The organism is Halococcus hamelinensis 100A6 (assembly GCF_000336675.1).
Classification (GTDB): domain Archaea; phylum Halobacteriota; class Halobacteria; order Halobacteriales; family Halococcaceae; genus Halococcus; species Halococcus hamelinensis.
In genome coordinates this window covers 1-14,938 of record NZ_AOMB01000043.1, presented here as the reverse complement: position 1 = coordinate 14,938, position 14,938 = coordinate 1, and the positions used below count along the sequence as shown (strand labels likewise).

20 protein-coding genes are annotated in these 14,938 nt (G+C 67.6%); 14 read left to right on the top strand and 6 right to left on the bottom strand.

Annotated elements, in window-relative coordinates:
• A complete protein-coding gene (locus tag C447_RS15845; RefSeq protein ID WP_007695729.1) occupies nucleotides 1–282 on the bottom strand; it encodes a 50S ribosomal protein L44e in 282 nt (93 codons plus the stop codon).
• A gap of 165 nt (nucleotides 283–447) precedes the next feature.
• Here C447_RS15845 and C447_RS17475 point away from each other — a divergent pair, with 165 nt between their 5' ends.
• The 3 genes from C447_RS17475 to C447_RS15835 all read left to right on the top strand — a co-directional run bounded on the left by C447_RS17475 (nucleotide 448) and on the right by C447_RS15835 (nucleotide 1,946).
• Nucleotides 448–555 (top strand): C2H2-type zinc finger protein, encoded by a 108-nt coding sequence (locus C447_RS17475; protein WP_079255085.1) that lies wholly within the window; start codon nucleotides 448–450, stop codon nucleotides 553–555.
• Nucleotides 556–622: 67 nt separating this feature from the next.
• A complete protein-coding gene (locus tag C447_RS15840; protein WP_007695728.1) occupies nucleotides 623–889 on the top strand; it encodes an HAH_0734 family protein in 267 nt (88 codons plus the stop codon).
• Between the two features lie 424 nt (nucleotides 890–1,313).
• Nucleotides 1,314–1,946: an SDR family oxidoreductase gene (locus tag C447_RS15835; RefSeq protein WP_007695727.1), complete on the top strand. Its 633-nt coding sequence runs from the start codon at nucleotides 1,314–1,316 to the stop codon at nucleotides 1,944–1,946.
• Between the two features lie 5 nt (nucleotides 1,947–1,951).
• Here the strand turns inward: C447_RS15835 and C447_RS15830 are convergent, their stop codons facing one another.
• Nucleotides 1,952–2,404, bottom strand: a complete 453-nt coding sequence (locus C447_RS15830) for a DUF5804 family protein (RefSeq protein ID WP_007695725.1) — start codon at nucleotides 2,402–2,404, stop codon at nucleotides 1,952–1,954.
• A 77-nt stretch (nucleotides 2,405–2,481) separates the two neighbouring features.
• On the opposite strand from C447_RS15830, the gene C447_RS15825 reads away from it, so the two are divergent.
• Both C447_RS15825 and C447_RS15820 read left to right on the top strand, forming a co-directional pair.
• Nucleotides 2,482–3,180 carry an HAD family hydrolase gene (locus C447_RS15825; protein WP_007695723.1) on the top strand — a complete coding sequence of 233 codons (699 nt, stop codon included), beginning with the start codon at nucleotides 2,482–2,484 and terminating at the stop codon, nucleotides 3,178–3,180.
• Nucleotides 3,181–3,220: 40 nt separating this feature from the next.
• Nucleotides 3,221–4,411 carry an alpha-hydroxy-acid oxidizing protein gene (locus C447_RS15820; RefSeq protein ID WP_007695721.1) on the top strand — a complete coding sequence of 397 codons (1,191 nt, stop codon included), beginning with the start codon at nucleotides 3,221–3,223 and terminating at the stop codon, nucleotides 4,409–4,411.
• Nucleotides 4,412–4,420: 9 nt separating this feature from the next.
• Here C447_RS15820 and C447_RS15815 read toward each other — a convergent pair whose 3' ends face one another.
• A complete protein-coding gene (locus C447_RS15815; protein WP_007695719.1) occupies nucleotides 4,421–5,590 on the bottom strand; it encodes a CaiB/BaiF CoA transferase family protein in 1,170 nt (389 codons plus the stop codon).
• 76 nt (nucleotides 5,591–5,666) lie between these two features.
• Here C447_RS15815 and C447_RS15810 point away from each other — a divergent pair, with 76 nt between their 5' ends.
• Nucleotides 5,667–5,912 carry a glutaredoxin family protein gene (locus C447_RS15810; protein ID WP_007695716.1) on the top strand — a complete coding sequence of 82 codons (246 nt, stop codon included), beginning with the start codon at nucleotides 5,667–5,669 and terminating at the stop codon, nucleotides 5,910–5,912.
• 57 nt (nucleotides 5,913–5,969) lie between these two features.
• Nucleotides 5,970–6,452 carry an amphi-Trp domain-containing protein gene (locus C447_RS15805; protein WP_007695714.1) on the top strand — a complete coding sequence of 161 codons (483 nt, stop codon included), beginning with the start codon at nucleotides 5,970–5,972 and terminating at the stop codon, nucleotides 6,450–6,452.
• 19 nt (nucleotides 6,453–6,471) lie between these two features.
• On the opposite strand, the gene C447_RS15800 is transcribed toward C447_RS15805, so the two are convergent.
• Nucleotides 6,472–7,254: an SIR2 family NAD-dependent protein deacylase gene (locus tag C447_RS15800; protein WP_007695711.1), complete on the bottom strand. Its 783-nt coding sequence runs from the start codon at nucleotides 7,252–7,254 to the stop codon at nucleotides 6,472–6,474.
• A gap of 103 nt (nucleotides 7,255–7,357) precedes the next feature.
• On the opposite strand from C447_RS15800, the gene C447_RS15795 reads away from it, so the two are divergent.
• Complete coding sequence (locus tag C447_RS15795; RefSeq protein WP_007695709.1) at nucleotides 7,358–8,080, top strand: CPBP family intramembrane glutamic endopeptidase; 723 nt, start codon at nucleotides 7,358–7,360, stop codon at nucleotides 8,078–8,080.
• Nucleotides 8,081–8,231: 151 nt separating this feature from the next.
• Here C447_RS15795 and C447_RS15790 read toward each other — a convergent pair whose 3' ends face one another.
• Nucleotides 8,232–9,473: an acyl-CoA dehydrogenase family protein gene (locus tag C447_RS15790; protein WP_007695707.1), complete on the bottom strand. Its 1,242-nt coding sequence runs from the start codon at nucleotides 9,471–9,473 to the stop codon at nucleotides 8,232–8,234.
• Nucleotides 9,474–9,618: 145 nt separating this feature from the next.
• Between C447_RS15790 and C447_RS15785 the strand changes: the two genes are divergently transcribed.
• From C447_RS15785 to C447_RS15760, 6 genes are all read left to right on the top strand, one after another.
• Complete coding sequence (locus C447_RS15785; protein WP_007695706.1) at nucleotides 9,619–10,686, top strand: phosphotransferase family protein; 1,068 nt, start codon at nucleotides 9,619–9,621, stop codon at nucleotides 10,684–10,686.
• A gap of 64 nt (nucleotides 10,687–10,750) precedes the next feature.
• Nucleotides 10,751–11,950 carry a 3-hydroxyacyl-CoA dehydrogenase gene (locus C447_RS15780; protein ID WP_007695705.1) on the top strand — a complete coding sequence of 400 codons (1,200 nt, stop codon included), beginning with the start codon at nucleotides 10,751–10,753 and terminating at the stop codon, nucleotides 11,948–11,950.
• Nucleotides 11,947–12,399, top strand: a complete 453-nt coding sequence (locus tag C447_RS15775) for a PaaI family thioesterase (RefSeq protein WP_007695704.1) — start codon at nucleotides 11,947–11,949, stop codon at nucleotides 12,397–12,399. The genes C447_RS15780 and C447_RS15775 overlap by 4 nt, the downstream gene beginning before the upstream one ends.
• Nucleotides 12,396–12,836: a MaoC/PaaZ C-terminal domain-containing protein gene (locus C447_RS15770; RefSeq protein WP_007695703.1), complete on the top strand. Its 441-nt coding sequence runs from the start codon at nucleotides 12,396–12,398 to the stop codon at nucleotides 12,834–12,836. Before C447_RS15775 ends, C447_RS15770 begins: the two co-directional genes overlap by 4 nt.
• Before the next feature lie 50 nt (nucleotides 12,837–12,886).
• On the top strand, nucleotides 12,887–13,309 hold the full coding sequence (locus tag C447_RS15765; protein WP_029601924.1) for a universal stress protein: 423 nt from the start codon (nucleotides 12,887–12,889) through the stop codon (nucleotides 13,307–13,309).
• 167 nt (nucleotides 13,310–13,476) lie between these two features.
• Complete coding sequence (locus C447_RS15760; protein WP_007695701.1) at nucleotides 13,477–14,508, top strand: phosphate signaling complex PhoU family protein; 1,032 nt, start codon at nucleotides 13,477–13,479, stop codon at nucleotides 14,506–14,508.
• Nucleotides 14,509–14,550: 42 nt separating this feature from the next.
• On the opposite strand, the gene C447_RS15755 is transcribed toward C447_RS15760, so the two are convergent.
• The coding region (locus C447_RS15755; protein ID WP_007695694.1) for a lamin tail domain-containing protein at nucleotides 14,551–14,938 on the bottom strand (388 nt) is incomplete at its 5' end.

The window sequence follows — 14,938 nt, the reverse complement described above, 5'->3', positions numbered from 1 at the left end:
TTACTCCTGAAGGGTGAGTCGGCCGGCGCGCCATCCGGGACGGAGGTGGGCCTTGCCGCAGTCGCCACACCGGTACTTGAGGTTGGTCTTCTTGGTCGGCTTGTCGCCACCCGGCACCTTCGAGAACTTGCCGGCGTTGCCGATGACCGACGTCCCGCGTTCGGTCTGTCGGTCGATCCACTTCATGCCGGTCTCGCGACCGTGGCGGACCTTCTCGATCTCGTGTTGGTGGTGTTCGTTGCAGTGAGGGCAGTACGTGTTGAACCGACGAGGCATCTCCATGGTTGCTGAGGCCCGATAACGGACGCGCGGGTAAAACCCGTTTGGTCTGCCGTGACGAGCCCTCTCCTCACGGCGCGACGTTCGGGACCACGACCACCGACCACTGACCGGCTTTCGTTTGCCGGTGAAACCGTTTAGTCGGTTCGTCCCCGACCTCCGCCGCCAATGAGCGCACCCGACTTCGAATGCCGTATCTGCAACAAGTCCTTCGGCACCGAGGAATCGCTCAACGACCACATGGAGGAAGAGCATCCCGAACAGGGGATGGCCTGACCACGAGTTCTCGACGAACCGACACGAGGTCCGAAGCGCTTAGGTCCGCGTCGGTCGACCCTCCAGCATGAAGCGGCTCATCATCCACGGCGATCCGGGGGTTCGCAAGGGCGGCCGGATCGAGTACGACGGCGACGAAGTGGTCTGTTTCGGCATCAGCAAGTTCGGCGAGTGGCACGGTCCCGACCGCCCGCAGCTCTGGTGTACGGTCGGCGAGCGCGACGAGATCGAGACCTTCGAGCGCCGCGAGTACATCCCGATGCATCTCGACGTCGAGTCGGTCGACGCCGAGGCCGTCACCGTCCTCGAACGGAAGGGCGAGCTCACGACATAGACCCCCACCTTTTGCTGCGGTCGTTCGGCGCGTCGCGCCTCACTCCCTGGCAAAATGTGGATCAAAAGCGCTGCGCGCTCCCGTTGGTCGCGCTTGCGCCCGCTCACTCACTTCGTTCGTTCGCGGTACAATCACTGACACCTCCGCAACCGCACGGCACTGCACCGTACCGCCGAAGCCCTCGCCGCGCGCTCCTTTCAGTCGCTACTCACTCGCGCCTTCGGCGCTCGTTCGCGCGCCTCGCCCTTCATCCACCAGGAGAGCACAGCGCTCCTGAGCCTCGGCTCACATTCGTTCGCCGAGACACCAGGAACCGCAAACCACACCCCAAACCGCGACCGCCACGGTCGCACCCGCACCGCGACCGCCGCACCGTCTATCGAGCAGATGGTTTAGAAGTCTCCGACCCCTACTTCTCCCCGGCATGAACGTACTCATCGCGGGCGCACACGGCGGCGTCGGCCAGCACATCACCGAGATCCTCGCCGAGAGCGACCACGACGCGACGGCGATGGTCCGCACGGAATCACAGGTCGACGAGATGGCCGACTTCGGTGTCGAGACGGCCGTCGCGGACCTCACCGAGGACGTGAGCCACGCGGTGCCGGGCCACGACGCGATCGTCTTCGCGGCGGGGTCGAGCGGCGCGGACGTCGAAGGCGTCGACCGCGACGGGGCGAACAAACTCGTCGACGCCGCCGAAGCGGAGGGCGTCGACCGATTCGTAATGTTGAGCGCGATGAACGCCGACGAACCCGAGAACAGTCCCGACGGGCTCTACGACTACCTCGTCGCGAAACAAGCCGCCGACGAATATCTCCAATCCAGCGACCTCACGTACACCATCGTCCGCCCGGGGGCGCTCACCGACGACCCCGCGACCGGCCGAGTGAAAACCGCCCGAAAGCTCGACCGCGGCGAGATCACCCGGGCCGACGTCGCCCACGTGCTTGTGGCCGCGCTCGACACCGAATCGACCCACGGAACGACCTTCGAACTCCTCGAAGGCGAGGAGTCGATCGAGGACGCGCTCGCGAACCCGACCGACGAGTCGTAACGCGGCTACGCCTCGAACTCGGCTTCGGTCACTCTGACGACCATCGTCCTGTCGAGTTCGTCCCGGTCGTCGCGGCTTGGGGTCTCGTGCGTTCGGACGACGTGTTCCGGCTCGGTGAGTTCGCCGTCAACCACACCGTAGAGCGCGAGGTGGCGGCCCGTCTCGTCGGGGTCGACACGCTCGTCGCGCACCGCGGTCGCGAGGTCGCGCGAGAACCACTCGTCGGGGTCGATCGCGGGTTCGCGAACGAACGCCGCCGAGGCGAACCGGACGAGATACCAGTTGAGGTCGTTGAGCAACGCCACCGCCGCCCCGAGGCTCACGGTGCGGAGCGCGAGGGTGTTCTCGTAGGGCGCGGTGAGGTCGTAGGTCGCGAGCGCGTCGCGGGCGGTCTCGCGCGAGAGGAGTTCGTAGCGGAGTTCGACTTCCGGCGCGCCGACGATGCAGACCTCCGTCACGCGAAACCGAACAGTCCACCCGGCTAAAGTCGTTTCGACAGGGAAGCTTCTTGGCTCGATGAACCATCGACGGTCACATGGCCACCCGATACGACGCCGTCTTCTGGGACATCGGCGGGGTCGTCCTCGACCTCGACTCCGTCCGGCGGGGGCACCGCGCGTTCGTCGAGACCCTCGGCGAGCGGTTCGACCTCGGCGACGACGCGCTCGAAACCTGGCGCGAGGAGCTCGGGGCGCACTTCCGCGACCGCGACGGCGCGGAGTTCGCGAGCGCCCGCGAGGGCTACGCGCGAGCGGTCGCGGCGATGGTCGGCCGCGAGGTTTCGGCGGACGAGTGGCTCCCGGCGTTCGAGCGCGCGACCGCCGAGGTGCTCGAACCGATCCCGGAGACCGTCGAGACCATCCGCCGGCTCGACGGTCGGCTCCACCAGGGTGTCGTCAGCGACATCGACACTTGGGAGGCCGAACGCCTCCTCGACCAGTTCGGGGTCGCGCCCCACCTCGACGCGATGACGACCTCCGAGGAAGTCGGCCGGACCAAACCCGACCCCGCGATGTTCGAGACGGCGCTCGAAAAGGCCGACGTTGAACCTGAACGGGCGGTGATGGTCGGCGACCGCTACCGAAACGACATGGAGGGCGCGTCGGGCGTCGGGCTCCACACCGTGGCGTTCGGCGGGAGCGCGGCGGACGCCACCCCCGACGACCCCGTCGTCGACTACCGGATCGAGAACCCGCTCGAACTCCTCGATATCGTCGGTGTCGAACGCGAATAACCGGCTCAACCTATTTCCGGTCCACCGTTGAAGGACGGTCATGGACGACCCCTCGGAGCCCTACGGCGAACATCGCCAGCAGAACGTCTACGCGTCGGGGATGCTCGCCGACCAGCCCCCGGACGGGCCGGTGCGGTATTCGGACCTCGAACGGCGAGCCTTGGAGACGATGAGCGACGAGGCGGCGGCCTACGTCGCGGGCGGGGCCGGCACCGAGGACACCGTCGCCGAGAACCGTCGTGCGTTCGCCGACTGGCGGATCGTCCCCCGGATGCTCCGGGACGTCTCCGAACGCGACCTCCGCGTGAGCCCCTTCGACCGCGAGTTCGACGTCCCCGTCATGTTGGCCACGCTCGGCGTGCTCTCGATCGTCCACGACGAGGGCGAACTCGCGGTGGCGCGTGCCGCCGCCGACCTCGACGTTCCCATGTGTCTGAGTTCGGCGTCCTCGTACACCCTCGAAGCCGTTGCCGACGAACTCGGTGAGGTTCCAAAGTGGTTCCAGCTCTACTGGTCGGCCGACCCCGCCATCGCGTCGAGCTTCGTCGAACGCGCCGAGAACGCGGGCTACGACGGCATCGTGGTCACGCTCGACACGCCCCTCCTGGGCTGGCGCGAGCGCGACATCGAGCAGGGCTACCTCCCCTTCCTCGACGGCGAGGGCGTGGCGAACTACTTCTCGGACCCCGCGTTCCGCGACCGGCTCGACCAACCACCGGAGGAGAACGAGGCCGCGGCCGTGATGGAGTTCGTCGACGTCTTCGGCGACCCGTCGCTGACGTGGGACGATCTGGCCGATCTCCGGGAGGAGACGGACCTCCCGCTGGTCGTCAAGGGCGTCCTCCATCCCGACGACGCGAAACGGGCGGTCGAGTGCGGCGCGGACGGGGTGATCGTCTCGAACCACGGCGGCCGCCAGGTCGACGGCGCGGTCGGCGCGCTCGCGGCGCTGCCCGGGATCGTCGACGCGGTCGACGTACCCACGCTGTTCGACAGCGGAATACGTGGGGGCGCGGACGTCGTCACGGCGCTCGCGCTCGGGGCCGACTGCACCCTTCTCGGCCGACCCTACGCCTACGGGCTGGCGCTCGACGGCGAGGCAGGGGTCGAGAACGTGGTCGAGAACCTCCGTGCCGACCTCGACCTGACCCTCGCGCTCGCGGGCCACACGAGCTTCGACGACCTCGATCGGTCCGTGCTCGCCGACCGCCGTCCGAACGGAGGCGATTGAACGGGCCGGTCAGTCGCCGAACACTGCCGCATCCGCCTCCCGAAGTCGGTCGAGATCGCCGTCCCCGTAGCCGGCCTCGCGGAGCACCGACGCCGTGTGCTCGCCGTGGCCCGGAACGCCCGCTCCGGGTTCGGCGGGGGCGGACGACCGCGCCGGAAACCCGATCCGTGCCGGTCCCGAACCCCGTTCGACGAGCCCGCGTGAGGCGGTCTGGGGGTGGGAGAGCGCCTCGCCGAGGGTTCGAACGGGTTCGACGGTGGCGTCCGTCTCCGCGAACAGCCCCTCCCACTCCTCGCGGGTTCGGTCGGCGAACAGAGCGTCGAGTTCCTCGCGGAGCGCCGCCCGCGTGGGCTCGTCGTCGGTTCCATGACACTCCGCGAGGTCGGGTCGGTCGACGGTCTCGCAGAATCGCTCCCAGAAGACGGGTTCGAGCGCCGCGAGACTGAGGTACTCCCCGTCGGCGGTCTCGTACACCCCGTACCACGGGAGTGCGCCCGCGAGCGCGGTCTCGCCCGGTCGCGGGGGTTCGTCCCCGAAGGCGGCCGGCGCGAGCGACTGCGAGACCGAGAGCAGTACGTCGGTGATGGCGACATCGAGGTGCTCGCCGCCGGTGTTGCCGAGCGCGCGCGAACAGAGCGCGCCGGTGATCGAGAAGGCGGCGAACAGCCCACCGGTCATATCGCCGACCTGGAGGCCGGGGATCCGCGGGGCTTCGGACTCGCTCGCGCGGTTCGTATCGAGCAACCCCGCGAACGCGACGTAGTTGAGGTCGTGGCCAGCACGGGTCTCGTAGGGCCCGGTCGCGCCGTAGCCCGACAGCGAGCAGTAGACGACATCCGGTACTTCTTCGCTGACTGCCTCGTAGCCGACCCCCAGACGGTCGGCGACGCCCGGTCGAAAGCCCTCGATGACCACGTCGGCATCGCGTGCGAGGTCGAGGAACGCCACCGTCCCGGCCTCGCTCTTCAGGTCGAGCGCGACGCTTCGCTTGCCCCGGTTGACCGCGTCGAACAGCGTTCCGTCGGCCGAGTCGGGTTCGAAGCCGAGGTGGCGGGCCGGGTCGCCCGTGGGGTCTTCGATCTTGATGACGTCGGCCCCGGCGTCGGCGAGGAGCTGGGTCGCGTAGGGACCGGGGAGGTAGCGCGTGAGGTCGAGAACGCGAACGCCGTCGAGTCGCATATCGCTCCCTCCAGCGCCGTCCGCATAACCCTTCGTCGGCGGGACGCTTTTGCCGCTGGGTCTCCAGATCCCGGGTATGACGGTCACGCTCTACCGCCTCGAAGGCTGCCCGCACTGCGAACAGGTCGTCGACCGACTCGACGAGCTGGAGATCGAGTTCGAGAGCGAGTGGGTCGAGGCGCTCCACTCGAAGCGCGACGAGGTCAAGCGCGTCTCGGGCCAGCGCGACGTCCCGGTACTGGTCGACGACGAGCGCGGCATCACGATGGGCGAGTCCGACCGCATCGTCGAGTACCTCGACACCTCCTACGCCGCGGCCTGAGGCGACTCGAACCGGCGTCGCCACTCGGTTTATGCTCCGGGCGAGCGTAGCTTCCCTATGGAGGAAACCCTTTTCGAGATCGAGGAGCCCCGAAGCCGCGCCGAGATCGCCCGCGTCCTCGGTGCGGCGGCGGCTGAACTCGCCGGCGACGGCCCGGTGACGCTGGAGTCCGACGGCCAGTCCGTCACCGTCCAGCCGCCGGAGCGCCCGACCTTCGAGGTCGAGGTCGAACGCGAGGTCGAGGACGACGCCACCGAGACCAGCATCGAGTTCGAGATCGAGTGGGGGGAGACGGGCGACGAAACCCGGCCCGAAGCGGACGCCGAAGAAGCCGTCGACGTCGCGCCACGCCCCCCGGAAAGCCTCGCGCGGTTCGAGGTCTTCCGCGACCGGGCCGACGAGCACCGCTGGCGGCTGGTCCATCGCAACGGCAACATCATCGCCACCAGCGGCGAGGGCTACACGACGAAAGCGAACGCACTGAAGGGCGCACGGAGCGTGATGCGGAACGCGCCGGGCGCGGAGTTCGTCTCGAAGTAAGGCGAGGATACGAGAAGCGCTACGACCGGGCGGGATCCCGCGCTGTCGCCCCGCCGTTGACCGCCGCCGCCAGTCGCGGGAGGAGGTCGGCGGCGTCGGCCCGGAAGTCGTACTCGGCGCGACCGGAGAGCCGGGTCCGGTCGAGGTTCACGACCACCATCGTCGCGCCCTGGTCGGCGGCCGTTCCGGGCAGCGACGCCGCGGGCTCGACCGAGAGCGACGACCCCACGACGAGAAAGACGTCGGCACTCTCGGCGAGCGCGTGGGATTCGAACAACGCCGCCTGGGGGAGCTGCTCGCCGAACAGCACCACGTCGGGTTTGAGCACCCCGCCACACTCCGCACAGCGGGGCGGCGTTTCCCCACCGCGGACCCGCTCGCGAACCGGGGCCGCCGCGAGCCGCCGCCCGCAGTCGTCACAGACGACGCGTTCGCTCGAGCCGTGGAGTTCGATGACGTGCTCGGAGCCCGCCTTCGTGTGGAGACCGTCGATGTTCTGGGTGATCAGCGCATCGAGCGTCCCTCGGGTTTCGAGGTCGGCGAGCGCCTCGTGAGCGGGGTTCGGTGCGACGTGCTCGCCGTGGCGGGCGGCATCGATTTCGAGCCGGTCGCGCCAGAAGTCCCCTGGATTCGCCTCGAACCGCGAGCGGTGGAAGTCGGCGGGGTCGTGGGTCTTCCAGAGCCCGTTCTCGCCCCGAAAATCCGGGATCCCCGAACCGGTGCTCACCCCCGCCCCGGTCATCGCGACCGCGCACTCGGCCTCGCGGATGGCCTGTGCGGCGAATCGGAGGTCGTCGTCCATGTGGATGGGTGGCGTCGAACGAAGAAAAGTCCATGGCACACTCATCAAATACTCGATCAGGTAGGTATCCGGGGTTTTAATACGTCGAATTAATAACAGCAATATGATGGATAGTCTCTCTAACTCGCGTCTCCGTGCCGTCTCCATTGCCGTAGTTCTTGCCGCAATTTCGAGTCTTATCAGTGCTACTCAACCGGTGGTCCTTCGCTCCGTGGTTGGTCCACTGATCACCGAGTCTAGCCTGTCTCCCGTCTCGCTTGTAGTGAACTTCCTGTACAACTACGGACTAGCGCTCGTTGTGGGGATTCTGCTTCTGTATCTCTCCGGCAGAGGAGTCGCCTATTTCGACGTGAGACCACTGACGAGACGAGGTGTTGGTTACGCCGTAGCGGGTGTTCTGATACGTCTCGTTGCGGAGGTCGGCATTGAGATCGCCAATTCCCTGTTCGGTCTCACAACCTCAGGGAGCGACAGTGTCGCCCTGATTCTGTCCGGAGGCACCGCAACCATCGCAGCGGGATTTCTACTGATCGTCTTCTTCGCCGTGCCCGCTGAGGAGTTGTTCTACCGGAATATCATCCAAAAACGGCTCGAAGAAGGCTTTCCGAGTTCAGTAGCCGTCGTTCTCGCGGCTACGTTGTTCGCGCTCTCACACGTACCAACGTACTACAGTTCGAATCCGATACTGATGGCCAGTCCGTTTGCAAGCAACCTCGTTGGAGGTCTCGTGTACGGTTCGGTCTACGCTCGAACGAAGAACATCGCTCCTGCGGTGCTCGCTCATGCGCTCTACAACACGATCGGGTTCGGATTAGCCGTGGTCTGAATCCACTACCGACCTCGTTTTGCACGCGGAACGACCGAAACGAGTTATCTGAATTCGCGCTGATAGCGAGAACGATCAGAGGGACGGTTCACCCGATGACGGTCGTTCCCGTGGCCTCCGATACGGGATCAGCAGTGGGATACGATCCGAATCAGTCGGCGGACTCCCCGAACCGCGGCAACGATTCGAGTTCCTCGGGACGAACGGCGTCCTCGTCGAACGCGTCGCGCGCGATGGTGCGCTTGTGGACCTCGTCCGTGCCGTCGATGATCCGGAAGGCACGCACCGCTTCGTAGAAGTCGGCGAGCGGCAGGTCCCGACTGATCCCGGCTCCGCCACAACACTGCACTGCCAGATCGATGGTCTCCTGGGCGACGCGCGCGGCGAAGACCTTGCTCATCGAGACCTCGACGCGGGCCTCCTCACCCCGCGCGATCTTCTCGGCGGCGTCCCGGACCATCGTCCGGGCGGCGTGGAGCTGGGTTTCGGCCTCCGCGACGGCGAAGCGCTGGGCCTGCTTGTCCGCGACCGACGACCCGAACGCCTCGCGGTCGCTCATGTAGGTCTTCGCCACCGTGAGCGCCCGGTCCGCCATCCCCGAGAATCGCATACAGTGGGTCAGTCGTGCGGGCCCGAGGCGCTGCTGGGCGATCGTGAACCCCTCGTTCTCCTCGCCGAGCAGGTTCTCCGCGGGCACGCGAACGTCGTCGAACCGGACCTCGGCGTGGCCCTCCGAGGAGCTCGCCGGGCCGAGGTGGGGGATGTCGCGGACGATCTCGACGCCCTCGGTGTCGGTGGGCACGAGGATGATCGAACAGCCCGCGTAGGGGTGGGCCTCCTCGTCCGTCCGCGCCATCAGGAGGATGACGTCGGCGGCGCTCCCCTGCGTGGTCCACCACTTGTGACCGTCGATGACCCACTCGTCGCCTGCGCGCCCGCTGGCACGTTCGGCCGTCGTTCGGAGCATCTTCGGGTCCGACCCGCCGCCGGGGGCTGGCTCGGTCATCCCGAACGCGGAGTTGACCTCGCCCGCGACCAGCGGTCGGAGCCACTCGTCCTTCTGGGCCTCCGTCCCGACGAGTTCGAGGGTGTGCATGTTGCCCTCGTCGGGCGCGTCGACCCGCATCGCGGGCGCGCCGAGCAGGCTTCTCCCCGCCTCCTCGAAGAGCGGCAGCACGTCCCGGAGCCCGAGTCCCATTCCTCCGTACTCCTCCGGGATCTGGGGCGCGTAGACGTCGTACTCCCGGGCGGACTCCCGGAGGTCGGCGATGGTCTCGTGCGGCACGACCTCGCCCCCGTCGTGGGCGCGTTCGGCGGGCAGGACGACCTCCTCCATGAAGTCGTGGGCGCGCTGCCTGAGGTCGGCCGCCGTCGCGGAATCGTTGTACTCCATAGCCACCCTTGCCCGCACACCATTGTAAAACGATAGGCCCGGAGTGTCGACCAGTGGCGGCGTGACCCGCAGTTATTCGTACCCCGGACCACAACCTCCCTACCAATGGTAACGAAATCGCCGACTTACCCCTCTCGAACCGACCATGAGTGACGAGTACTTCTCGCGGATCGTCGACGAGGAATCCCTCGCGGGCTACTTCGAATCGGAACTGGGACCGGTCGAGGCGTACGACATCAGCCACCACCAGGAGGGGCACTCGAACGAGACCCTGTTCGTGGAGTGGGGCGACCGCGACCTCGTGGTCCGCCGCCCGCCGCCGGGCGAGGTCGCCGACACCGCTCACGACGTCCTCCGGGAGTATCACGTGATGGACGCGCTCCAGGACTCCCAGGTTCGAGTCCCGCCGACGGTGCTCGCCAGCGAGGACCACTCGATCCTGGGGTGTGACTTCTACGTGATGGAGCGCGTCGCGGGCGACGTGCTCCGGGACGACGAACCCGAACGCTTCGCCGCGCCCGACCATCGAAAGCGAGTGGGCGAGGAGCTCGTCGACGGGCTCGCCGAGATCCACGCCGTCGACTACGAGGCAGTGGGACTCGGCGAGTTCGGCTATCCCGGCGGGTTCACCGAGCGCCAGGTGAAGCGGTGGTCCGAGCAGTTGACGTGGGCGTTCGACGTCACGAGCGCGGAGCGCGAGGTGCCCGAACTCTACGACGTGATGGAGTGGCTCACGGAGAACACCCCGAAGGCCCCCGAACACACCCTCGTGCAGGGTGACTACAAGCTCGACAACGTGATGTTCGGGCCGGACACGCCCCCGGAGGTCGTCGCGGTGTTCGACTGGGAGCTGAGCACCCTCGGCAACCCGCTCGTGGATCTGGGATGGATGCTGTCGTACTGGTGGGACGGGAAGGACCCTGCACCACCCGACGCGACCGACTCGCTCAACGCGACGTTCATGACCCGCGAGGGCTACCCCACCCGGCAGGAACTCGTCGAACGCTACGAGGCGAAGACCGGGATCGAGTACGAGAACGACCGCTTCTACCGTGCGCTCGCGGTCTACAAGCTCGCGGGACTCGGCGAGATGTTCTTCCGGCGCTACCTGGAGGGCAACGCCGACGACCCGCTCTACCCCGAGATGGAGGCCGGGGTCCCGGAGCTCGCCGAACGCGCGGTCCGGATCATCGAGGGCGACGAACCGCTGTAGTTCCGTCCCCGTCGTTCGGGCGAACGACCACCGTCGTTAACTACATCGGGCGAAACGGTTACGTATGGAAACCGACGACATCAGCCAGGTGGCGGTGCTCGGCGCGGGCAACATGGGCCACGGCATCACCGAGGTGGTCGCGATGGCGGGTTACGACGTGGTGATGCGCGACATCGAGGACGAGTTCGTCGACTCGGGCTACGAGAACATCGAGTGGAGCCTCGGAAAGCTCGCCGACGGGGGAAAGATCGACGACCCCGACGCGGTGCTCGACCGGATCGAGACCACCACCGACCTCGAAACCGCGGTCGACGACGCGGACGTCGTGATCGAGGTCGCGCCCGAACGGATGGCGCTCAAAAAGGAGATCTATACAGAACTCGACGAGCTCGCGCCCGAGTACGCGATCCTCGCTTCCAACACCTCCTCGCTCTCGATCACCGAGATCGCGAGCGCGACCGACCGGGAGGACCAGGTCGTCGGCACTCACTTCTTCAACCCCCCCGTGAAGATGGGGCTGGTCGAAGTCATCTACGGCGAGCACACCGCGGACGAGACCGCCGAGGTCGCCTACGGGTTCGCGGAGTCGCTCGGCAAGACGCCGATCTACGTTCGCAAGGACGTCCAGGGCTTCGTGGTCAACTCGGTGCTCGGCCCGTTCATGACCGAACCCGCGTGGATGGTCTCGAACGACGAGGCCACAGTGAAAGAAGCCGACGCCGCGATGGTCCACCAGCGTGGCTATCCGATGGGGCCGTTCGAGCTCGCCGACCTGACGGGGATCGACATCGGCTACTCGGTCCGCGAGGAGGCGGGCATCACCAACCCGCCGTTCATCGAGGCGAAGGTCGAGGCCGGCGACCTCGGTCGGAAGACCGGGAAGGGCTACTACGACTACGAAGAGGGCGACGGCCCGGACTACGCGGAGGGCGACGGTGAGGGGTTCGATACCCTCCGGGTGGAGGCCCGGATGGTGAACGAGGCCGCGAAACTCATCGGAGGGGAGGTAGCGACGCCCGACGCGGTCGACACCGGGATGCGCCTCGGCGCGGGCTTCTCGGAGGGCCCGTGCCGCCGGGCCGACCGCGAGGGGCTCGATTCGATGCTCGACAAACTCGAAACCCTCCACGAGGAAACCGGCGAGGAGCGCTTCCAACCCGCCGACTACCTCCGAGCACTCGTCGAGGACGGTCACACCGGCGTCGAGGCGGGCGCGGGCTTCTACGAGTACGACGAGCACGGCGAACCGGTCGAGGGACGATGACCGGCCTCTCGGCCGACCAGCGGGCGGGGTTCGAGTCGGTCGTCGACGAGCACGGCCTCTTCTCGTGGCTCGGGATCGAACTCGAAGCCGTCGAGGACGGCCGCGTGGTGCTCCGGGTGCCCTACGACGAGAAGTTCGCGAACCTCGTGGCCGGCGGCGAGGGCAACGTCCACGGCGGCGTCACCGCCACCCTCGTCGACACCGCGAGCGGCTTCGCGCTCCGTTCGACCTTCGAGGACCCCGCGGCGGCGCGGCTCACCACCACCGACCTCGACGTCTCGTATCTCCGTCCGGCGACCGACGACCTCACGGTCGAGGCCGAGGTGCTCCGGGCCGGCGGGTCGATGGGCGTCACCGACGCGACGGTCTCCAGCACCGCGCCGAACGGCGAGCGAAAGGACGTCGCGGTCGGCCGGACGAGCTACCGGCTGTTCCGGGGGTCCGGGTGACGACCTTCGAGTCGCTCTCGGTCGGCGACACCTACGAGACGGCGCGGCGGACGGTCACGGAAGCCGATGTGACGAACTTCGCGGGCGTGAGCGGCGACTTCAACCACCACCACACCGACGCCGAGCGGATGGCGGGGACCGAGTACGGCGAGCGGATCGTCCACGGCGCGTTCGTCTTCTCGGCGATGACGGGGCTGCTCTGGCAGTCCCGGAGCCCGGCCGAACGCGACGACGTCATCGCCTTCTACGGGGTGGACTCGTTGCGGTTCACCGCTCCGACCTCCATCGGCGATACGATCCACGTCGCGGTCGAGGTGCTCGAGAAGACCGAGCGCGAGCACCCGCGTGCGAGCGGGACGATCCGCTACGGTGTGACGGTCGAGACGGCCGAGGGCGAGACCGTGCTCGCGTGCGAACTCCTCTCGCTGGTTCGGTAGATCGCCACTCGGGCGGCAGGTTCTTCCATGCGGCTGTGAAACACCCACACGTGACGAAACGTGTTCTCGTGCCGTTCGACGATTCGAGGCAGGCACGCAGCGCGCTCGACCACGCGCTCGCCGAGTATCCGGACGACGAGATCACCGCGATCCACGTTCTCGACCCCGCCGAGTGGGGCTACGACTCGGCCGAGGGCGGCCTCGGGAAGCGCTGGCACGACGAGGCGATCGAGAAGAGCGAGGCGGTCGAGGGGGCGGCGACCGAGATGGCCGACGAACGGGGGGTCGACATCACCACCGTCGTCGAGGACGGCGTCCCGAGCGAGACCGTCGTCGAGTACGCGGACGAACACGACATCGACCACATCGTGGTCGGCAGCCACGGCCGCTCGGGCGCGACACGCCTCCTGCTCGGCAGCGTCGCCGAGGCGATCGCTCGAAACACCTCGCTCCCCGTGACGATCGTCGGCTGACCCAGGGGAGGGATCGCCTCGTCTCCTTCGACCCCGAGCCGCTGGTCCGTCGGGAACCGAACCGGTCGGGCCCGCCGAAGCTCCGTCGGTATCGCTAGTACGAACTCGGCGATCTCTAAAGAAGTACAGTGAGGATTAAGGTGTATGGGAACGGTAGGGGAGGCATGGTGGAAACCCGAAAGGTTCAGCGGTTGGGGCCGTCGACGTTGGCGATGACCCTCCCGGCGGAGTGGGCCCGCGCCCACAGCGTCGAGAAGGGCGACGAGGTATCGCTCCGCACCGGGGGAAAGGGCACCCTGACGGTGCTCCCCGAGTCGGCCGAGGCCGAGGAGTCCCAGGCGACGATCCACGCCGAGAACATGGACGCGACCGCGGTCGAGCGCGCGATCGTCGCCCAGTACGTCCTCGGCCGGCGGGTGATCCACGTCGAGGTCGCCGAGGGGACCCTCGACTCCGAGCACATCAACGCGGTCTACAACGCCGAAACCCAGCTCATGGGCCTCGGCGTGATCGAGGAGACCCCCGAACGGATCGCGATCCGGTGTTCGGTCGACGCCGAGGACTTCACGCTCGACAACCTCCTCGAACGGCTCGAATCCACGGGCGCGACGATGCGCGACGAGGCGATCCAGGCGCTGGCGCTCGGCAACCCCGACTTCGCCGAGCGCGCGCTCAACCGCGAGCGCCAGGCCAACAAGATATTCGTCCTCCTCCTGCGGCTGATCTTCACCGCCTACCAGAACCCCAACCTCGCCCGCTCGGTCGGTCTCGACGACGGCTTCCCGCTCATCGGCTACCGCTCGATCGCGAAGAACCTCGAACTCACCGCCGACAACGCCGAGGACATCGCCGAGATCGCGCTCGAAGCCCCCGACCACACCCTCGAGATCGACGACCCGACGATGCGACGGATCCGGGAGTTCACCGACCAGGTCGACGAGATCTCCGAACTCGCCGTCCGGGCGGCGGTCGAACGGGACTTCGAGCTCACGCTCACGGTCCGCGAACGCTTCGCCGAGATCAACGACGTCGAGGGCGAGATCCTCGCGGACCTCCCCGAGATGAACAACGAGGCGCTGTTGCGGGTGCGCGACGTGCTCGTCAGCCTCGCCCAAACCGCGCAGTACGCCGTCCGCAACGCCGAGATCGCGACGAACCTCGCGCTCAACGAGGAGTCGGTCCACACGACGATCACGTAACCGTCCGGACGGCGCTCGAAGCCCGCCGACCCTCGATCTTCGTCAGTTCCCGCCCACCCGTTCGGCGGCGACGATCCGCCCGTTCGGAGCCTCGACCAGCACCGTGTCGCCGCCGTCGTTGATCACCGGATAGAGGAAGCCGGCGTAGAGGTCGCCGCGGGTGTCGTCGCCCCGGCCGGTGTGAACCGTGACGTTCGCTCCCGCTCCGAGGGAGTAGGGCGGCAGGGCGTAGCGCTGGCCGTCGTCGAAGTCCACCGCGTAGCCATCGAGGTTCACCCGCCGCTGGCCCGCGTTGCGAAGCAGGACGGTCTCGTTCGCGGCATCGACCGACGCGAGCGCGAGCGCCCTCGATCCTGACCCGTTCCCCGCTGCGGTCGCCGTCGGGGGCCGCGACGGGGTTCGTGTCGTCGACGGGAGCCTCGTCGTCGGT

Coding starts and splice junctions, on each gene's coding strand:
- C447_RS17475 (WP_079255085.1), top strand. CDS start 448: ATGAGCGCACCCGACTTCGAATGCCGTATCTGCAACAAGTCCTTCGGC.
- C447_RS15795 (WP_007695709.1), top strand. CDS start 7,358: ATGATGGATAGTCTCTCTAACTCGCGTCTCCGTGCCGTCTCCATTGCC.
- C447_RS15780 (WP_007695705.1), top strand. CDS start 10,751: ATGGAAACCGACGACATCAGCCAGGTGGCGGTGCTCGGCGCGGGCAAC.
- C447_RS15835 (WP_007695727.1), top strand. CDS start 1,314: ATGAACGTACTCATCGCGGGCGCACACGGCGGCGTCGGCCAGCACATC.
- C447_RS15825 (WP_007695723.1), top strand. CDS start 2,482: ATGGCCACCCGATACGACGCCGTCTTCTGGGACATCGGCGGGGTCGTC.
- C447_RS15840 (WP_007695728.1), top strand. CDS start 623: ATGAAGCGGCTCATCATCCACGGCGATCCGGGGGTTCGCAAGGGCGGC.
- C447_RS15785 (WP_007695706.1), top strand. CDS start 9,619: ATGAGTGACGAGTACTTCTCGCGGATCGTCGACGAGGAATCCCTCGCG.
- C447_RS15775 (WP_007695704.1), top strand. CDS start 11,947: ATGACCGGCCTCTCGGCCGACCAGCGGGCGGGGTTCGAGTCGGTCGTC.
- C447_RS15815 (WP_007695719.1), bottom strand. CDS start 5,590: ATGCGACTCGACGGCGTTCGCGTTCTCGACCTCACGCGCTACCTCCCC.
- C447_RS15790 (WP_007695707.1), bottom strand. CDS start 9,473: ATGGAGTACAACGATTCCGCGACGGCGGCCGACCTCAGGCAGCGCGCC.
- C447_RS15845 (WP_007695729.1), bottom strand. CDS start 282: ATGGAGATGCCTCGTCGGTTCAACACGTACTGCCCTCACTGCAACGAA.
- C447_RS15820 (WP_007695721.1), top strand. CDS start 3,221: ATGGACGACCCCTCGGAGCCCTACGGCGAACATCGCCAGCAGAACGTC.
- C447_RS15800 (WP_007695711.1), bottom strand. CDS start 7,254: ATGGACGACGACCTCCGATTCGCCGCACAGGCCATCCGCGAGGCCGAG.
- C447_RS15805 (WP_007695714.1), top strand. CDS start 5,970: ATGGAGGAAACCCTTTTCGAGATCGAGGAGCCCCGAAGCCGCGCCGAG.
- C447_RS15810 (WP_007695716.1), top strand. CDS start 5,667: ATGACGGTCACGCTCTACCGCCTCGAAGGCTGCCCGCACTGCGAACAG.